The organism is Halorientalis litorea (assembly GCF_023028225.1).
Taxonomy (GTDB): Archaea; Halobacteriota; Halobacteria; order Halobacteriales; family Haloarculaceae; genus Halorientalis; species Halorientalis litorea.
This window is the reverse complement of record NZ_CP095484.1, coordinates 73470-92798: the sequence shown is the minus strand read 5'-3', so window position 1 is coordinate 92798 and position 19329 is coordinate 73470. Positions and strand designations below refer to the sequence as shown.

The 19329-nt window shown below is 56.1% G+C and carries 10 protein-coding genes; 3 read left to right on the top strand and 7 right to left on the bottom strand.

Going from position 1 to position 19329, the window contains the following annotated elements; translation table 11 throughout:
* Positions 1-43: 43 nt before the first annotated feature.
* Genes MUG95_RS16975 through MUG95_RS16105 form a run of 3 tightly spaced genes read left to right on the top strand, consistent with a single transcriptional unit; the run spans position 44 to position 3414 of the window.
* A complete protein-coding gene (locus MUG95_RS16975; protein ID WP_308219610.1) occupies positions 44-1894 on the top strand; it encodes an ADP-ribosylglycohydrolase family protein in 1851 nt (616 codons plus the stop codon).
* 3 nt (positions 1895-1897) lie between these two features.
* A complete protein-coding gene (locus tag MUG95_RS16110; protein ID WP_247010683.1) occupies positions 1898-2371 on the top strand; it encodes a CRISPR-associated ring nuclease in 474 nt (157 codons plus the stop codon).
* Positions 2371-3414 carry a PIN domain-containing protein gene (locus MUG95_RS16105; protein WP_247010682.1) on the top strand — a complete coding sequence of 348 codons (1044 nt, stop codon included), beginning with the start codon at positions 2371-2373 and terminating at the stop codon, positions 3412-3414. Before MUG95_RS16110 ends, MUG95_RS16105 begins: the two co-directional genes overlap by 1 nt.
* Positions 3415-3489: 75 nt before the next feature.
* Here MUG95_RS16105 and MUG95_RS16100 read toward each other — a convergent pair whose 3' ends face one another.
* The 7 genes from MUG95_RS16100 to MUG95_RS16070 form a co-directional block, all read right to left on the bottom strand.
* Positions 3490-3948 (bottom strand): hypothetical protein, encoded by a 459-nt coding sequence (locus tag MUG95_RS16100; protein ID WP_247010681.1) that lies wholly within the window; start codon positions 3946-3948, stop codon positions 3490-3492.
* Positions 3949-4122: 174 nt separating this feature from the next.
* Positions 4123-7956, bottom strand: a complete 3834-nt coding sequence (locus MUG95_RS16095) for a UvrD-helicase domain-containing protein (RefSeq protein ID WP_247010680.1) — start codon at positions 7954-7956, stop codon at positions 4123-4125.
* A 2-nt stretch (positions 7957-7958) separates the two neighbouring features.
* Positions 7959-11309: a PD-(D/E)XK nuclease family protein gene (locus MUG95_RS16090; RefSeq protein WP_247010679.1), complete on the bottom strand. Its 3351-nt coding sequence runs from the start codon at positions 11307-11309 to the stop codon at positions 7959-7961.
* Between the two features lie 340 nt (positions 11310-11649).
* Entirely contained in the window at positions 11650-12843 is a 1194-nt protein-coding gene (locus MUG95_RS16085) for a hypothetical protein (protein ID WP_247010678.1), read from the bottom strand.
* Positions 12836-14593 (bottom strand): DEAD/DEAH box helicase, encoded by a 1758-nt coding sequence (locus MUG95_RS16080; RefSeq protein ID WP_247010677.1) that lies wholly within the window; start codon positions 14591-14593, stop codon positions 12836-12838. Before MUG95_RS16080 ends, MUG95_RS16085 begins: the two co-directional genes overlap by 8 nt.
* A gap of 88 nt (positions 14594-14681) precedes the next feature.
* On the bottom strand, positions 14682-17348 hold the full coding sequence (locus MUG95_RS16075) for a DUF1156 domain-containing protein (RefSeq protein ID WP_247010676.1): 2667 nt from the start codon (positions 17346-17348) through the stop codon (positions 14682-14684).
* Between the two features lie 114 nt (positions 17349-17462).
* Complete coding sequence (locus MUG95_RS16070; RefSeq protein ID WP_247010675.1) at positions 17463-19322, bottom strand: ATP-binding protein; 1860 nt, start codon at positions 19320-19322, stop codon at positions 17463-17465.
* Between the last annotated feature and the right edge of the window lie 7 nt (positions 19323-19329).

Here is a 19329-nt window from a genome sequence, read left to right as displayed (position 1 = left end):
TCGCGAGTGCAGAATTATACGAGAGGGAGGATATCGTGATTCCATGACAATTGAACGTAACGCAGAGGGGTGTCTCCTCGGGCTGGCCTGTGGTGACGCACTAGGTCGACCGGTCGAATTCAAGAGCGCTGAGGAGATCGCATCCCAGCACGGCGAAGTAACGGAGATGCTCGGCGACGGCACGCACGGCCAGCCACCGGGGACAATCACTGACGACACTGAGATGGCACTCTGTATCGCGGAGAGTCTCGTCGACCGCCGCGGGTTCGATCCGGCCGATGTGGCGGATCGGTTCGTCGACTGGCTCGATTCTGACCCGTTCGATATCGGACTGATGACGCGCGATTCCCTGTCCCAGATCAGACAGGGAACGTCGTGGGACGACGCTGGCGCGGACGTCTGGGAATCGCGTCCCGAGGGATCCAACGCCGGCAACGGGAGCGTGATGCGGTGTGCGCCGCACGCGATCGCGTTTCGGCACTTCGATGCAGAACTCACCCAGGTCAGTCAGCTTTCGTCGGCGATCACACATGCCGACCCGCGCTGCCAGTGGGGCTGTGTGATTCTCAACCGGACCCTTGCAAACCTGATTCGCGACGAACGCGACCCACTCGGGACCGCGCTCAAGGATACCTATAGAGCTCCCGACGAACTTCGAACGGCACTCACGCAGGTGCAGGAAGTCGTCACTGGCGACCGCGACTCGGCAGCGTTCGAAGCCCAGCTTGCGACTACTGGATACGTCGTCGACTCGCTCCAGGCTGGGCTCTACTATGGTTTGACCCCTGAGTCCGCCGAAACGGCCATTGTTCAGGCTGTGAACAGCGGTGGCGACACGGACACTGTCGGTGCGATCGCCGGCGCTGTCGCTGGCGCTCGATTCGGATCGACCGATATACCGAATCGATGGACGGAAGAGATCGAGGAATCTGACCGCCTCAAGCGATTAGCGCAGCGATTGCTGACGATTCGGATGCAGATCCCCGGTAGAGGATCCACGACTATGGATGACGGGACCCTCATCTTCAAGGAACGGACCATCGAGGGACCTGCGTACATTTCCGCTCGTGAATTTCAGGAGGCGACTATCGGACACCGTCCTCATCCCGCGCCACATCGCACTATCAGAACTGCGTACCACGAGTTGACGCCGGCGAGGGCTGCGATGCTCGACTGGGAACGGCGAGCGTACGCGGTCGACAGTGGTAGATGTTCCACCTACGCTGGCCCACAGATCGATCTCGATGAGGAACCGGGCTTCTCGCAGCCGACGCTCGTCCCTATGCCACAGTATCCGTTCGTCGACGCCTTCGATGAACTTCCCGAACAAGACCAGCAACGAATCATGCGTGACGGGCAGGCAGCAGCGGATGCGTTCGTTCGGGCATACGCGGCGTTCGCAGGGATTCGGCACCCGATAACCGAAACCGAGACCGATACGGTTGGCATCGAACGCATGGATCCGATTGCGGGGGCGACGCGAGTGCTAGTCGGCACGTTCGCCGACGCCGGCGAAGCACTGTTGCGAAGCAACGAGAGCGGTGGCTACGACTCGCCAGCGGAGATCGAAGCAGCCTTCGATATCTCGGTCGCTGAGGAGGTCATTGCTGACCACCCACGTGTCGTCTACGAAGTTGCCGAGATCTTCCCGCAATTAGCAAGCGGTACGAGCGCTATTCTGGATTACATCACGCAGCTTCGTCTCCCGCAGCAGCAACAGACGTTGACGGACACCAGTCCAGAGGCTCAGCTCGCGGACCTCCGTGATACGGCCCACACGATGGTCGGAGAACTCCACGTTATGTACGAATCGCTTCGACGAGTAGCAGTCCGGCATCCGGAGATCGAGCACGAGCAATGGCAAGCTAGCACCGCTCAGTCGTGGGGTCGATGAGCAATGGTCGATGCGTGGCTCACAACTATGAGCACGAACCTGGAGGCGGTCATCAATCCTCTCATCGCGGCCTGTGAAGAGGGATTCCTCCCCGACGAACTGTACGTGCTGGATAATCCTGGCGTCGGTGAGCAGTTCGATGATATCACGTCCATGATGGAGCGTGTGGTCGTCGAATACGGCGGTGAGGATCCTGACCTCTCCGTGACGCACCTCGAGACGGAGACTGATTTTCAGGGTATCGTCGAGCACTTCCGGGAACCGATTGCCCAGATACAGGATGAGGGGGGTACGGCGGCGGTCGACGTCACTCCTGGTCGAAAGTTCATGTCGGCGATCGCGTTCCAAGCGGGGATTCAGTTCGAGGCCGACCACGTCTTCTATCTCTACGTCTCGAACAACCGCTTCTACGGCCGATTGTACCCCGATGTCCCCAGACCAGTTGTCGAACTCGTCGACTTCCAGGAGGTCTTCTAATGCAGCTTGCTCGCCACCACATCACGCATCTCCTCAACGCGCTGTACACGGAGGGCATTACGTCGGTTAGTGTTCGGCACCCGTGTGAGGAGATCGGAGAACTCCTCGAAATCGACCTTTCCGATCCCGTCGCAACCACGGTCCGATTCACGCAGGGCGCGCTCACGTACCAGGATTCCCGCGAGGAACTCCACACGACGTACGGCGAACAGGCATACGACGATCTGCCTGACAAGGATACCTACATCCGAGCGCTCGTTGCTGGTGGCCTTGTCGACATCGAAAACCGCGAGGACGTGGAGACGTTCTTCCGCCGACAGGGGTATCCCGACCTTGACGCTGGCCATCAGCCTGTGGCCTTGGGCATCGATACGAACCTCCTCGCCTGGCGGATGCCGGATGTACTCCGACTGGATCCGGAGCGCTACAGTGACGACAAGGGACGAAGCCCAGTCAACGGCTTTACCCTCGCGACGGGTATCTACGAGGAACTCAACTGGCATTACAACCACTACGAGACGCGAGCCCTCGAGGATGCGTTCGGCTCCGAGTTCGCGCGGCTGGACAATCAGCCGGCTGGGGCGAACCGTGAAGGATTCCTCGGGCTCTACGAGTACCGCCGTCTCCGCGATCATCGGTATGCGGATACGATTGAGAGTGAAACGGGCGACGAAGCCATCGTGGATGCCTACGCGGAGTACGACCAAGATAGTCGAAAGCGAGTAATTCTCCTTAGCAATGACCACGGGTTCGTCGAGCTGGCTCGTGAGGAAGGGGTACTCGCGCAACATGTGAGCTTCCCAGTTGATATTCCACGGAAGGTGACCGTTACATGGGACGAACTGCAGGATGCGCTCTACACGCTCTCGGTGCTGTTCGGCGTTCTGCGACTCCCAAAGGTAACGCTATTCGGAGTGTGGAACGGCAAATCTGGGGAGGATTGGCAACGCCGGCGTCTGGAGGTCGATTGCCGAAGCGAAAACGTTCGTGAGAAACTTCGCCGAGACCGAGCGATCACGGCCGAGTACGAGACGACGAGATGAACTGTACCCAGCATCGACGATGTACTTGCCAGCCCCTATTCGAGCTACTCTCTCGCAATTAACCCCACGTCGCGATCAGAATTCTTCTTGATATCTTTCCCACCAGATTTCATTAATATCGTCATAGGACCAGTTCGTCACGAGCAGGTCAATGTAGCTCGATAAGGTATGTCTGAACCCCTCGGGGAGCTGCACTGCGCAATCATACCACGAGGCGATGCTTGAGCTCCACTCTTCCGTATGAAATTTCTCGCCCTTGAAGTAGAACTCAAATTTTTCTTCCAGCTCACCTTCAACTGCTTTGCTGTCGGAAAAGTCGACGTCGACCAATCTAAGACTTCGATCAATCCTCCTGTCTTCACCCCAAATTCTGACTAACCCAATATAGATACCATCCTCTGTTTCCTTCCCGGGTATCTGGGATATGTTGTCCCCCCATCCTGGAATAAACTCTTCGACACCTCCGCCTGGTATGAACTCCGCCCGGATCTCGTCCTCGTCTAAGTATTCCAAGTCATCAAAAGAGGTACTCATATGGTGGACTTATCTGGGAAGTTTATAAAACTACACAAAGAACGAGGAACTCTCATTCGCACTCGGCGGGACCACGGAGCCCCAGCGAGCCCGCCAAGCTTCGATCAAGCCCGTAGTCGGCCTCTTCAATCAAGACGGGAATTCGCTTCGCCGTCAACGGATTCAACTCACGCTTTAGCGCTCAAGCGATTCAAACTGCTCCCAGATCTCTTCGTTGATCTGCTTCCTCATCGATTCAATCTCATCAGGAGACCACTCAACATCCCATGCGGCGTCGAGCGTCGTGAACACGAGTGAAACTCGGACGCTACGGCCAGTCTCCTGCTGGTTTAATGCAATCGCATAGGCCTTCATTTGATTCTCGTAATACTCCGCGTCAGCTTCCAGTTCCTCAGGCGTGACATCACCTGTCTTGTAGTCGATGATATGGTACGCGTCGGGCGTGATGATCAGGTGGTCGATGAACCCCGAGATCTCTCCGCGCTCGAATTCCGCAGTAACATACAGTTCGTCGTACTGGTGCTCTACATCGACGTCCGTGGTTTGCTCGTCAACGTAGTCTATCCCGCGCTGGGCATGTGTACTCACGCGGTTCTGGAGTTCGGGTGAGAGTGAGACCGTAGCCCCCTCGTCAACAAGCGTCTGTTCCATAAGATGCGGCCAGTGAGTTTCCGGCGGCCGCAGTTCGCAGAGTCGATGCACCATCTCGCCGAATACGCTCGCGTCGACGCCGTCCGTTTCGATACTTGTTTCCTCTGTTGAGCGGCTGTCCGATTCGGCTTCTCCGGTTGTTGGGTCCTCTTCACCGTGTCGACTCTCCGGACTCCTCTCTCTATGGTCGGTCTCTTCGACATAGATGGTACCCGTGTCTTCGTCGAATTGGAGTTCGCCATACTCCCCGTAGAGTGACGCAAGGTCAGTCGCCGAAAACCGAAAGCTGACATCTGGCTTGGGCGGCCGCGGCGACAGTTCAACGTCGGGGTCGATATCGGGCTCAGGTTGCACCTGTTCGGCTGGCGGTGTCGGGAGTGACACGGTGTACGTGCCGTCACCGTACGTACGCCGGACGTGGGTATCGGAATCGAGGGCAGTGCACACGTCCTCGGTGAGGAGTTCTGGCTGCACCCAGTCGCGCCAACTTGAAGCTGACTCAGGGTCTGGTTCCTCGAGATCCGTCATCGTTGGTTCCTCGGTCTCTCCAGCTGCCTCGTGGAGGCCGCTCAGGAGCAGATGGTCTCGTGCTCGTGTACAGGCCACGTAGAGCACGCGTTTCTCTTCGGCGCGTTCTTCGGCGCGACGGCGCTCACGAATCGTGTCACGGGCGATCGTATCCACCATCTCGAACGGATCGTCCGGACTTGGTGCCTTCATCCCGACTGCGTGCTGGCCACCAACCTGTTCGAACTCGACCTTCCCTCCGCCCAGGGCCGCTTCATCCTTGAACTCGCGACCGATCCCAGGGACGACGACGAACGGGAATTCCATTCCCTTGGCGTCGTGGATCGTTAGAATCTGGACGCCCTCGCCGGTCGTGTCAGCTTCACTCTCCCGGCCGCCGAGCTCAATACGGCGTTCGATCCGACTCACAAGTGTCGTAAGACTCCGAACACCATCGTCGCTCCATCCGCGAAGCTGTTCGCGGAACTTCTCCACGTTCGCCATCGCCTGCTGTGGACGCTCGTCGGCGCTGACACTCACCAAGTAGCCTGTATCCTCGAGGATCCGCGTCAGATACGCGGCCCACGACCCGTCGAATCCAGCGGGTTCCTCGTCGCCAAGCCCCGCCATGTGACGCCACTCTTGGAGATACTCGTAGGCATCTTGGAGTTCCTGATGCTCACTCGTCGCGAGCGCATTCCAGATAGAGTCGTCGTGGAGTTTCAACTGTGCGAGCGTGTCGTCGGTGAGCCCGAATAGCGGCGACCGAAGCGCTGCGTAGAGTGCGCGTTCGTCGCTTGGATCGGCGAGCGCACGGAAGAGGTTCAACAGCGCGGTGATTTCCGTCGATTCGTAGAAGCCGATCCCGGACGCGACCGAATAGGGGACGTCCGCCTCTTCTAACGCTCGTTCGTACTTTTTGAGGTGGGTGCGGCTGCGGATGAGGATAGCAATATCGCTCGGTTCGATATTCCGTGGCTCCGGTGGTTCATCACTGCCCTCTGTCTCTTCTCGACTACTCAGTCCGCTTTCGGTAGTCGGTTCACTCTCACTACTATCGTCGTCCGTTTCGTCTTCCTCGGGGTAGACCTGAAGCGGTTCAGCCAGTATCTGGGAGAGACGGGCGGCGAGCGCCATCGCCTCCAACTCTGTGTCGTGTTCCGGCTCGGCTGTCGCGAAGTCCGCGTAATGATCGCAGTGGTGCTCCCGGAGGTCGGCATCAGTTGGCACCGTGAGGTACTCCACAGTACCGAGATCCGCTGGATCGTCGCGATCGGCTGTCAGGGATTGGGGGGCCGCTTCGTACGGCTCACCGTCTTCATCGAAGATGGCCTCGAAGAGTTCGTTGATCGACTCCAGCACCGTCGGCAGCGTTCGGAAGTTCGTCGAAAGTTGGTCATCGTCCTCGCTTTCCGTATCCGTGTTTCGAGCGTCTTGGGACACCTGCTCAAGAGTGGTGGCCGTTTCGCGGAACTGTGTGACGTCAGCGTTCCGGAAGCGATAGATGCTTTGTTTGACGTCGCCGACGACGAACACGTTCTGGGCATCGAACGTTTCCCCGTCACTGGCCGTCAGGAGCTTGATGAGGTCCCACTGCCGTGGGTCAGTATCCTGGAACTCGTCGACCATCACGTACTCGAACTGCTCCCGTAACTCCTCGCGAATGTCGGCGTTCCCCGGTGCTTGGAGGAAGTCAACGGTGTAGGAAATCTGGTCGGTGAAGTCGACAGCGTTCTGCCGATCTTTCCGTTCCTCGTACTCGGCAGCCGCGATTTGGGTCAGCTCTGCGAGCGCCTGGACGAACGGGAAGCTGTTCGATTCGATCTCCAGATCCACGTTGACGGCGTACTCTTCGGGCTGGAGCGTCTCGACTAGTGTCTCGAACGCGCCGTCGAACTCCGTCTTTCGAGGATGGTCTCCCCACCGCGTGTTGGCTCCCGTATAGCCTGCGTAGCGTTCCCCACTACCCTTGGTGAGGTGCATACTGAGTTCCGCAATCATCGACTGCTTGGATCGGGATGGGACCCCATCATCGAATCCGGGTTCGAGTCGATCCACGACCCCTTCCGCACGCTGCCAGGTCTGTCCACCGGTCTCGATATCTGGTGGGTTTTCAACGAACTCTCGCAGGGTAGCCGCAGCCGCGACGAAGTCGGGGTGGGCCAGCCGCTCGGCGGCTTCATCCGGATCGATTGGATGCAGGGCCGACTCAACGAACGAGATGTATTCCTCCTCTGTGGCGTCCGCCCACCGGTTTGCCCACTCAAGACTCTCCGGTCGCTCGCCCAGCAGATCGGTCAGGACGTCCTGGAGCTGGCTCCGTGAGAACCGTCGGGCCAGCGTTTGCGTTGCCTCGTGGTTCTCGTATTCTTCGAGGACGGCACCAACCGTATCGTGGATCAGTGCGGTTGTCTCGTTTTCGTCTAGCGTATCGAAGCCAGGATCCACGGCGTCAATCGTCAGCGCGTGTTCGCGCAGGAGGCGAGCACAGAACCCGTGGAGCGTGTGGATGTACCCTTGCTCGAGTTCATCCGCAACCGTACGCCAGGCATCGAACTCCTCGACATCGAGCGACTCAATGCGGTCCGTGATTTCCGTTCGGACGCTTTCCTCAAGATCGTTTGCTGCCCGTTCGGTGAACGTCGTCGTCAGGATATGCTCAGGTAGTAGCTGGGCCTCACCAGTCCCGCCGTCGGTTTGCTCGCCGAGCGACTGTTCGATCATCTTCAGATATCGGGCGGTCAGCGTGGTGGTCTTGCCCGTTCCTGCCCCGGCTGTGAGGGTTACATTCCGGTCAAGGGCGTCGACAGCCCGTTGCTGCTCGTCGGTCAAGTCCTCGTAGGAGACCATCGTTACTCCACCTCCACGACGTCTTCGAGATCGTGATCCCTGGCTTTCAGTGGCACGTACGCTGACGCCCCCGTGTCGTCGATATCTTCGATAACTTCCTTCCGCTGGTGCGAGCGGACGTCACAGACGTGTGCGTAGTCACAGTATCGACATCCGGCGTCCGATGGATCGAGGACTGTCGGATGGAAGCGACCCTCTGTGATTCCCGAGGCGAGTTCTCCGAGGCGTTGTGGGGTTGTCTCCTCGATGAATCGTCGGAACGCCTCGTGTGTCTCGAAGTATGGGTAGGAGTGACGGAGCAGCGGTGTGTCGACGTCGTCACTCCCGTGATAGACTGCCATCTCCTGTGAGGTGAGGAGCCCGCTGCGAGAATTGACTGAACTCGGAGGTGAGACCTGGTAGTACGCGCCACCGACTACTTCGACATCGTCGAGTGCCTCTTCGGCCATCAACGCGTACAGTTGCAGTTGGAATTTCAGCCCGCTCAGCGCCTCACTTTCGCTGGGGATTGAGCTTCCAGTTTTGTAATCCCGAACGACAACCTGTGTTGGGTCTGTTCCAGGGACCGTCTCGACGCGGTCGATAAGGCCATGAATGGGAACTGGGCCGTGTGGTGTCTCAATCTCTGCAGGGTCGTCGCTGAGTGGCGTGCCTGCGTCGTAGGGATTACCGATCCGGCCTTCGAACCACGTTGGTCGGGCGGTCGTCTTTGCGGGCTCGTCCGCCTCGTGGTCGAGGAACCGATAGAACAACCCCCGCGCAATTGGATGACCGTCTCGCGTCTCATGTGGCCCATAGTATGGATTCGTGTCCGGAGTTCCGAGTCCGGCGAGCACGGAGGTCAGCCATTCTTTTTGGAACGCTGTCTGGGCGCCATCATCGAACGCATTGTCAAGCCGCTCCAGTGCAGTGTCGAGGAGCTGTTGTTGCCGTGTTTCGAAGTCGCCACCTGGGTGAACTGGATCGCTGCCCCCTGACTGTAACGACAGGTAGTAGTGTTCGAGCACGTCGTGGATGAATGAGCCACGGTCGCTCGCGTCGGGTTCCCGCGTTAAGCGATCCGGTGCTTCGATACCGAGGACGCGGCGCATGTAGTACTTGAACCCACACGCAGCATATGTCTCCAATCGACTCGGACTGTACGGCTCGCGGTCGAGCGTATCGTGAATCTGGGAGACGGTCTCTTCTGTGAGCTGGCCATCGTAGGGCGTCAGTTCGGGACCTGCTCGTGCCGCGGCACAAGCAATACCAGCCTGAACACGGGCCTGTTGGGTGGTGCTAAACGAACCGGTTTCGACTGCTTCAGTGAGCAGGTCGTGGACTCGTGCTTCGGATGTCTCGGGAAGTACGTCGCCGACTGCCCGCTGCACGTCTTCTTGACATCCTGGTTCGCTGTCAGCTGGCTCGATAGTCACCTCTGAGAGATCGACAAGCCGCCGAAGTTCGGTCAGTATATCTGCTTCGACGTGTGGTTCACCACTAGCACTCTGCTGGGGGATGGAGAGATGAATTGATGCTGTACTCCCGAGGAGGACGCTCAAGTGATACCGTGCCTCTGCAGAGACATCTGTCTGCTCGAAGTCGGGATGTGACTCGTAGATGGGTCGTGTGAAAGCGGTTCGCTCCGGATCTGAGGGGAACTGTGTCGTCGTCAGCCCGAGAACGTATACCTGTTCGAACTCTCGAAGGGTGGCTTCGGCGAGACTACAGACAACGACGCTCTCCTCGGGTGGCCGTGTGCTCTGCTGGATCGAGACGCCATGGAGCGCGCGCTCAAGCCGATCAACGCTGTCACCGATTTCGGGGTCCGCCAACGGTGTTGTGAGGGCGAGGGTCTCAAGGATCCGGTCGAGACGGTCACGAGCACGCAGTTCACGTTCCCGAAGTGGAGGTGAGAGTTCTTGTTCACCTTCTAGTGCGGCTGAGACGCCGAGACGCTCAAGGAGGGCATCGAGTTGGCCGGGGAGTTCCTCCAGTGACACCTCTGACAGAGCGGCTGCATCCCGAGTCAGGGAGGTAACCGTTGCCGCGAGACTGTCGTCAACGTGTTCGAGAGTCGATTCAAGCCGATTTGTCTCTGCCCTAGCTGCCACCCGGGCGAGTTCGTGGTAATCGAGGTTCTCTCCCGTTTGCGTAATGGTGACTAGAGGGTTCGTGAGGAGATCGAGGAGCGTGTCGATGCTCCGAGGTTCCTGTGCGAGTTGGCAGACTATCTGGACGACATCGCCTAGGGCTGTTTCGGAAAGGGGAATCTCGGTTTGTAGATTGAACGGGAGTTCGTACATCTCGAAAGCTTCCCGCACCTGATCAGCATATTGAACCGGATTCGTGAGGACGACGCCGATATCGTCGGCCGACGTTCCTGTCGCGATTTGGCTCCGGATATCTCGGGCAACAGTTCGGATCTCATCGGGGACCGTTTCCGGTTCGGTGAGCGTCAGATCCAGCGCTCCCCCGTTGATGTCGCTGGTTGACGGCGACTGGCGGGGATGCCGATAGAGACTACGAGTGATGCGCCGTCGCGCTTCGAGAGTCGACGAGGCAGGCTCATCGTGGTGCTGTCGAACGAAGTCCAGGTCGGAATACGTCTCTAGCGCTTGTTTGGCGCCTGTATCAACACCAGGGGCCGAGTCTTCGTCTATCTGCTTAGGGAGGAGAGCGATCGCCGGCCAGGTGTCGACGATTCGTCCGAGGAAGTCTACTTCTAGAGCGTCGAATCGCGTGAACCCACTGAGAACAACAGCCTCGACTGAGGGGAAGACGTCTGTGAGCGATGTTTCTGCCGTCGTGGCGTGGTGCATTCGCTCGGTACGGTACGTTTCCGGGAGTTCATCAGCAAGGAGTGTCTGTCGGGCAGATTCGATCTCTTCCGCCAGTTCGGCGACGTAGTCCGCGCGGTCGCCCACGCCCTCCTGTTCGAGACGCTGCCGCATTGCGTCCGGTGAGAGCAGTCCAGCGAACTCCAGTTCGGTGAAAAGCGTCTCGGCTTCCTGGACGAGCCCTGCTCGGGGGAACTGGTTGTCGGTGTTGAGTGGATTCGTAGACGACGAGATCTCTTCGACACCAAGCTCGACGAGTCGGAAGAGAAGCGGTCGGTCAACGTGAGTTACTCGGCCCTTGTACTGATCCTGTTCATAGCACTGTGAAGCAAGATTGTCCAACGTATCGACACGGAGTCCTGCTGAGGGGCCAAACTCCATCCAGCGATCGTTCGTTGCGTCCTCTGGGTGTTCCGGCTGACCGACGTAGAGAATACTTTCAGGCTGTGTTCCTACGCTCTCACTAAGAATATCGAACGCCTTTGATTCAAGCTCAGGTAAATCAGGTCCGGTAAGTAACAGCCGGCGAGACATACTCCATCCGTTACCCGAGCGAGGCATTAATGTTCGGGAGTAACTGGAAACGACTACAATAATGAAAATCTGCGATAGACAGGAATCAGATATCCACTCGCAACGACTATTACGGCAAGATCATCTCCAGACGTAATCCACGCCGGAAGTTCGATCTATCTCCGAGCCTGTTAACCAACATTGTCTCGAATCCCCTTCACTGTTGGTTAATCGACTCAATCTCTCGCGATCATCCCTACCGGTCTTTGATCTCTACGCCTGTGCTCCGGTGATACTGGAATCCCGTCTGCAGATCGGAGAGACTGTAGCGGTTACCGGGCGAACACACGTCTCACCAACGTCATTGACAGCTTTGACACCCAAGCCTTCCAGCAACCAAACTAATCGGATTCCCCGCTGAGAGTTGCGTGTTGCAGTTCTCACAGTGGACTTCGTCGGTTACACCCGCACCGATAGCATACGGAGCGCGCATCACGGCGGTTCGACCGTTGTCGGCCACAGTGAATTCGATTTCTCCGCGCTCATACGTCACAAGCGTGAACGCAGTGGGCTTGGTGTTCACCTCTAATGAGTGACGGCGATAGATCTCCTGTCGCTTCTGAGCGTACCCCTGTTCCTTCTCCTGAAGAAGCTCCTCCAACTCGTCTTCCAGCTCTTCTTTTTCGGCTTTGAGCTCTTGGCGTTTCTCAAGTGCCTCTACACGTTGTTGCTGTGAGTCTGCACCGTCGACATCCGACGATAACTTTTGGAGACGGTTCGAGAGAGAATCTATCTCGGTTCGGTGGTCGTTAATTCGCTGCTCCTGAAGCTGCCGGTACTCTTCAAACTCTGAATCAGCAGCACGAGATGCTGATTGACGAATCTGGTCGATCTCCTCCTGGACCCCTCTAACAGCAGCTTCCTGTCCGGCAACGATTGCGTCTGCTATCTTCTCGGGAGCATCGGTCACGTCGCTCTGGTCACTCCCTACAGTTGCGTCGTCACGCCAGCCGGATTTTGGGCTGAAAAACTCCTCGACAAGTATCTCTGTTACACCGGGGAGCTGGTCCTTCGACTCAACGTCGATCGTCACCGCTTCCAAGAACTGGGTCTGGTACTCGCTGACGGTCTCGACGTCAATGCGTACGAACACGCAGATGGCTGTCCGGTCATAGTACGGACTGAATGCTGCATCTTCGACTTCTACATCACTTTCTACAATCCATGGCGGATCCCGATAGTCACCGTCAGTCATCGAGTCCGTCAGGGCGAGTTGCCCGACAGTCGCCATCGCTGCCGCCTCATCGAGCAGTTGTTGTGTGAATTCGCTCTCCGGCGTGAGTACGTAAACAGAGTCCTCTATCTCGTCTCGACTTTCACCATCCAGGGCAATCTCGAACTCGTGACGGTCGCTAAAATCGACATCCACGTGGCTGGGTAATCGTACCTCCCACCGGCTTCCGTTCTCACGGATTGCTGCACCGAGATCGTTTAGATACTCCCGAGTGAATGCTTCCAGCGCGGACTGCGTCACCGCGTGAGTCACATCAGTCATCGCCCGCCCCCAGATCGAAACTCTCGAAGACGCCGCTGTTGAATTCTTCTACCTTCTGTGAGAGGTTCTGTTGCTCCTCAAGATCGATCGCCATCGAGTCGAAGTCGTTCTCGAGTTCAACCTCAGAGTCGGCATTAGTGAGCCGTTCGAAAATCTCGTCTTCGAAGCTCTTCCCGGAGTCCTCGAGCCGGGTAAGAATCGTGCTCAGTTCTCCAACCGTCTGCTGGAAGAGATCGATCTTGTGGTAGAGACGTTCCAGCACGTATTCCTCGATAGTGCCTTTCAGGCCCATGTTGAAGACGTAGACCTTGCGCTTCTGGCCGATCCGGTGAATCCGCCCGATTCGCTGCTCGACCTTCATCGGATTCCACGGCAGATCGTAGTTCACCATGATATTGCAGAATTGAAGGTTGCGCCCCTCGTTCATCGCGTCCGTAGACACGAGGACACCACCTTCCTCTCGGAACCGATCCACGATGTCCTCCTTTTCTTGGCTTGAGTGGCCGCCATGGAACGCGTGAGTGGTATATCCCCGATCGTCCAACGCTTGCAGGACCTGGCGCTGGGTTGCCCGGAACTGAGTGAATACGATAACGCGACCCATATCGACGGTCTCACGGACTTCCTCGACGATATCGAACAGTCGCTCCTGTTTTGTGACCGTGTCAATCGCGTCGATCTTGTCGAGGATCGTTTCGAGTTCGTCTCGGTGCGTTAGCTCGTTCTGCTCCTCGAGCTGTTTGAGGATCGTTTGTTCCAGCGCTGCTGGGCTGCTGACTACCTCCTTCTGGAGCAGCATCAGCACCAGCTTCTGGCCGCTGTCCTGGCTGTACGCGCTTCGCACGTACTCCGTTACCGCTTCGTAGAGTTCTTTCTCCGCTGCGCTCGGTTCGAAGGTCCGCGTGTCGATGATACGGTCCGTGAAGTCGATGTCCGTTTCCTCACGGCGATTCCGGATCATTACCTGTCCCAACCGTCGCTGTAGCTCGTCCCGATTCACGAGCGTCTCCTGGCCATTGTCGACGAAGTAGTGGTGGAACGTGTCTCGACTACCGAACAGGCCGGGCCGCAGCAAGGAGACGATATTGTAGAGGTCGGTCAGTTCGTTCTGAATGGGCGTCGCCGTGAGGAAGAACGCGTAGTCGTAGGTGAGCTTGTCGATGAGGTCGTAGCGATCGGTCTCCTCGTTTTTCACGTAGTGGGCTTCGTCCATGACGAGGACGTCCCAGTCGCGAGCGAGCACGGTCGCGCGGTGTCGGTCGCTCTTGGCGGTGTCGATGCTCGCGATGATGTAGTTGTGGGCATCGAATCCCTGGAACTCATCGTCATAGTTGCAGACAAACTCAAGTCCGAACTTCTCGAGGAGTTCTCCTTGCCACTGTTTGGCCAGCTGGGCCGGGGTGAGGATCAGCACCGAGTCGTCGGTCTCGCGATAGTGCATCTCCTTCAGGATCATACCGACCTCGATCGTCTTTCCGAGGCCGACCTCGTCAGCGAGGAGTGCCTTCCCATCCATCTCGAACAGGGCCCTGTGAGCAGCGTCGACCTGATGTTCGAGGAGTTTGACTTCCTCCTCGTCGACGCGAGAAAGCGAACGGAGTTCTGTGTCGGGCTGTCCCGCAAGAAGACGATTTGCGACGACGGTCTGCCGGTGGAAGGAAAAATCTGCAATTCCTGAGGAATAGGAGGCTACAAGATTATCCGGGTCATCGTGCGTGACCTCGATGTCGACGAGGTCCTGCTCTTCCATGATTCTACGAAACAGGTATGTCGTCAAATAGGTTGTGTGGATTGATGTCAGTTTGATTCTGGGTTAGACAGAGAGTTTGACTAAGCGATCACTCTTCGAAGTCTGTAAGGGAGGTATCGACGCCTACCATCTTCAGATACGTCTCATCACCCGTGACTTCGGCAAGTCCCTTACAGAGCTTCTGGAGCTCATCGGTGTCCCAACGTTCGAGGTACTGGCTGGTGGATTTACCCTGCTCGAAGCGGTACCGGAGGAAGTGTGCCTTATCAAGATTCGTAACATCACCATTACCTTCCTCAATTTTATTCTGGACGTATGCTTGGCGTTTCTCGTTATTCCAAGTACCTAGAACCAGTTCGTTCCCATCAAGAGAGAATAAGTGCATATCTTTGAGACCATCCGGAGTCGAATTGGTTCCACGACAGAGTTTGTTCAGATCGTTGTACGTCGGCTTTCGTTCACTAAGTAGATCAAGGAAGACATCGATTTCACCGAGATCGTTTTCACCCTGAATTATACCGTAGATCTCATCGACTACTTCTTTTGCATCCATAATCTTTCTGTCCTTCCGAACTTGGCCGTGGTGTTTCGAATATTCTGAAAAGCATTCGCCCATTTCAACGACACCGATATCGCCTTCAGAGAGATCTCGCTCCGTTTCGAGTTGTTCCCGTGTGATTTTGGCAGTACGCGCAATATTCCGCCTGAGCGAGTTCCAACTAATTGGTTCTCGTTCTGTTGCAGGTCGTGCTACAACGACAATATCGAAAGAAACCGCTGCCCCTTTCGTGAGTTTTTGGAGATCAGCTGTGACGGGATACGTTGCAGTGACCACGAATCCGGAATCACAGAGCGCTTCGAGGAGTTCCCCCCACGACTCAGAGTCGCTGTGGTGATACGTGAACGTTAGAACTCCGTCTTCCTTTAGCGCCGAATGAACGATATCGAACGCTTCCCGCAGCTCTGTTTCGAACTCCTCAGCGCCTTTGTCCTGAGCAGGATTGGCAACGATCTCGGATCTTGGGGTCATATCCGGATCGAAGCAGTCGTATTCGTCTTCCAGCAGTATCTTCTGCCACACGTAGAAGAAGTCTGATAGTTCCGAGTATAGGACGTTGTCGTAGTACGGTGGATCAGTAATTACCGCATCATACTCGTCCTTTTCATCGATGTTTCGCAAGTCGTCACAAATCACGGTCGTATCCTCTCCAATCGGTTTATCGAACTCTGGTGTCTCAATAGTCTCGCTATCTTCGACATACCGATCTGTTGGTGCGTGTGCATATTTGACACCTTTCTTTATCAATTCAAATTTCCTATAAAATGGGCCGGCCCCGTGTTTCAGACCCCAAACATTATTCTCTGCTGGCCTCTGCGGTGGATCGAACGAATTTGTTTTGAATATAGCTTGAGCACCATTATGGGCATAATTATAACCAATCATCATATTATTTCGATTAAGACAGCCAGTTACAGCTAATATAAGGTATTCTTTGATATTCTGATCGTCAATACCATCTATTTCTTTCAATAGTTTGCTGAGAGATAATAGTTGACGTTCATTATACATATCAGTCCAATCATTGATAGCGTGCTGAGATAGATCGTGACCGTCGTAATTCACATCACTAGTTACAACGGTCGTTGCTCCTTCTGGGATCCTCTGACTCGGCACGTATTCATGAAGGTCGGTGCGTGTGTTCCATTCTTTCCTAGCTTCTTCGAAAAGTTGGATATCACTTGGATCTACTTTTTTATACGCTTTGAATTCGCCTCTCGATAATCCATTCTCATCACAGGTTGAACAATAATATTCCAAGGCATACAGCCTCTGATCGTAACCATCCTGCTCTTGGATGGCATCAGTAATACCGTACTTTTGGCCACAATGCGGACAGGTGTAGTTCCCACCCCGAGTCACGTTTCCTTCCTTAGGAACGAATTCGTGACTACAGTTGTCACATGCACATTCACTTTGCCAGTCATCAACAAGAGTGATCGATTCACACTCCGGACAGTAGACGTTGTACTTTCCTTTGTTCTCGTAGCGACCCTTGCCTACTCGATAATCCTCGAAAAGTGAAACTGTCTCGCTACACGAGACGCAATCAATCTCTTTCACCCAAAGATAATACATAACGTCCGTCTCGTGGTCTCCGTTCGGACATGACGTTTTGTAGTACTGTTTTATTTCGTCCTCCACAGACTTTTTGATTTCCTGAAAGGCACTCTCCAGTTCTTCAGGATCAGTCTCATGGGCTTCCATCTCCTTTTTAGTGATGAACCACGCGACAGGATTGATGTCGTAGCCAGTGGATTCGGCTCCAAATCGAGAGGCCTCCCCGAGTGATGTCCCTCCACCCATGAACGGGTCCAGAACCTTCTTATCACTCACTCGAACGTCCTTCGAGTAGAGGTCCCAGATGGCCTCAGGATTCGAAAGATCGATTTCTCGGATGGACTCCCGTATGTCGTCGCTTTCGGTGAACATATCGAGGTTTCCGTTCGCACCGGGATCCAGAACATCGAACTCCGTCTCTTCATCTAACAACGTATACAGACAGATAGCGCGGAAAACTGACCCTGCCCGGCGGGCCCACCACTTATGCATACAATAGATGGGGCGATAGTACTCTCGTGCACCTCCTGTCGTTTCCTTAGATGCGATCTCGTTCACCCGCTCGATAGGAAATCCGCGCTCAATAGGAAGTTCCGTCCGCTCACTCGAGTCTGGCCCTTGCTGTTCCTGAGACATCGTAGATATGTACCCGAAAACAAGAGAGCCACATAAAGCTACTCGAACGCACGCATTCCGAAGTGTTGGAACCTCATCAGCGACGTATTCTACTTCGCGTTTTGCTAATCCTCGCTACGATAGCCGAAGGTACGTCCAAAGTGGAACCTGGATGATCGGCTTCGAGCCGTCAGTATTGACGGTGATCCCTTCATCCAGCGCTGACCGCGCATTTGTAAGCACAATCCCGAATGCTGGTTCGGCGTCGAAGGCAGCCTTCCCGTCATCACTGAGCTCACCCTCGTACTCGTCTTGCTGCACATATGCTCGCCTCTGCTTGGTGAAGGTGTCCGTCACAGGACTGTACATCTGCTCATCGACTCGGTCGCGTTCACTCTCGTAGGCATCGTTTTCGAGGAACTCCTGTAATGCATCGAAATCAGGCGTATCTCGACTCATCTGGAGTTCGTCCAGAGCACGGTTGTGAGACCACAGTATCGGTACGGGACTACCGCGAATTTTGGGCACGAAGTCGACTGCACCCTTTGATCCCACCCAGAACTTGACTACTCCACGCTTCGGATCGTGGGGATGGTTGAGGGTGCTGGACAACCGAATCGTGTGATCGAACGCGACCGCCTTCGCCAGGGCCTCGTCTAGGCCGGGCTCACGTCGAAGAACATCATTGAGATCATTCCGACGAAATGCGTTCGTGATCCCCGGATCCCGCAGGTAAAATCGGAGCCTCCGTGGACGTTGATTGTCATATTCCTGTGCTGCCGAAAGCAGATGGAGTCGTGAGAGGGCGCTGAGATACTTATCGCGGAGGGTTCGACGGTCGACATCGAGTACCTCGGTCAGATCGTCGAAGCGCACGTCACCGGTCGGGTGCTCGTGAGCAGCGAGGCCACAAAACCGCTCCAAGCCGAGCGCGTCCTTTACCCCGCCGAGGTTCGTCGCCGCATGGAGTAGATCATCTCTGAAGTCATCGAGTAGCTCCCGTTGGTGGGCTTCGAGGTCGACATCGTCCCGTCCACGGAGCACGTCGACAAATCGCTCCTCGTCAATCGAGATGCCGTCACCGGCGATTCTGAGTGTCAGCATCCCCCCGCTCGTACAGTAATTCGCGATCTCCCGGCGGACCGTCGACGGGTCAGCAATTGCGTCGCCGTTCTGGGCTTCGATCTCGGCTACGAATCGGTCAGCGTCTCCCGCATCGACAGCCTCCAGTAACGCCTTTCGAACCGCGTTCTCATCGAACCGCTCGGCCGCTGGTGCGAGTTCGATATCCCGGTATCGCATCTTGAGGAAATCGGCGAAGCCCATGGGATACAGCTCACGTGTCTCTCCGCGGGTTCCTTCATTCACTTCTGCAACATCGGCCTCCTCGAATCGTTCCCGTACGGACCCTCTCGAAAGTGCCGTGAACACGATCCGGCGGTCATCGTGATCGCTGATTAAGTCCGTAAGGAGTCGCTCCCAGCGACCGACATCTTGATTCCCGCGTTTGTTTGGCCGCTCAACAGTATGGAGATCATCTAACAGGATGTAATGCGAGGACGACCGGGGGTGCCGCAGGACGTGCGTCTCGAAGTGATCCACGGCTGCCCGGAGCTGGGCTTCCGGCTGAAGTTGGAAGACTGGATCGTCTCGAAGGGGGATGTACAGCACGTCTGATGGAGATACGAGGTGCTCTTGAGCCTGCTCACGCCTGTCTACATCTCGAACGAACTTCTCTACGAAATCCGGGTCAATATGCGCAGAGGCCAGTTGCTCGAGGAGGGCGGTTTTTCCAGCCCCGTCAGGGCCGGTTATGGGAATCAACCGCCGTTGGTGCTGATGCAGCTCGTCGTATATTTGGTAGAAGATGTCCTGAAGCGATGAATAGTCGCCAGTCAGACTCGCCTCTTGACCGCGCTCCCACCACGGATTGTATTCCTCAAGCCGCTGAATGAGGGTGTGCCCAGAAGAGAATGACTCCGAGTCGAATGCCATGGGATCT

Excerpts from the sequence above, each read along its gene's own strand:
- MUG95_RS16975 (WP_308219610.1), top strand. The coding sequence starts at position 44 with ATGACAATTGAACGTAACGCAGAGGGGTGTCTCCTCGGGCTGGCCTGT.
- MUG95_RS16110 (WP_247010683.1), top strand. The coding sequence starts at position 1,898 with ATGGTCGATGCGTGGCTCACAACTATGAGCACGAACCTGGAGGCGGTC.
- MUG95_RS16105 (WP_247010682.1), top strand. The coding sequence starts at position 2,371 with ATGCAGCTTGCTCGCCACCACATCACGCATCTCCTCAACGCGCTGTAC.
- MUG95_RS16100 (WP_247010681.1), bottom strand. The coding sequence starts at position 3,948 with ATGAGTACCTCTTTTGATGACTTGGAATACTTAGACGAGGACGAGATC.
- MUG95_RS16095 (WP_247010680.1), bottom strand. The coding sequence starts at position 7,956 with ATGGTCTCCTACGAGGACTTGACCGACGAGCAGCAACGGGCTGTCGAC.
- MUG95_RS16090 (WP_247010679.1), bottom strand. The coding sequence starts at position 11,309 with ATGTCTCGCCGGCTGTTACTTACCGGACCTGATTTACCTGAGCTTGAA.
- MUG95_RS16085 (WP_247010678.1), bottom strand. The coding sequence starts at position 12,843 with ATGACTGATGTGACTCACGCGGTGACGCAGTCCGCGCTGGAAGCATTC.
- MUG95_RS16080 (WP_247010677.1), bottom strand. The coding sequence starts at position 14,593 with ATGGAAGAGCAGGACCTCGTCGACATCGAGGTCACGCACGATGACCCG.
- MUG95_RS16075 (WP_247010676.1), bottom strand. The coding sequence starts at position 17,348 with ATGTCTCAGGAACAGCAAGGGCCAGACTCGAGTGAGCGGACGGAACTT.
- MUG95_RS16070 (WP_247010675.1), bottom strand. The coding sequence starts at position 19,322 with ATGGCATTCGACTCGGAGTCATTCTCTTCTGGGCACACCCTCATTCAG.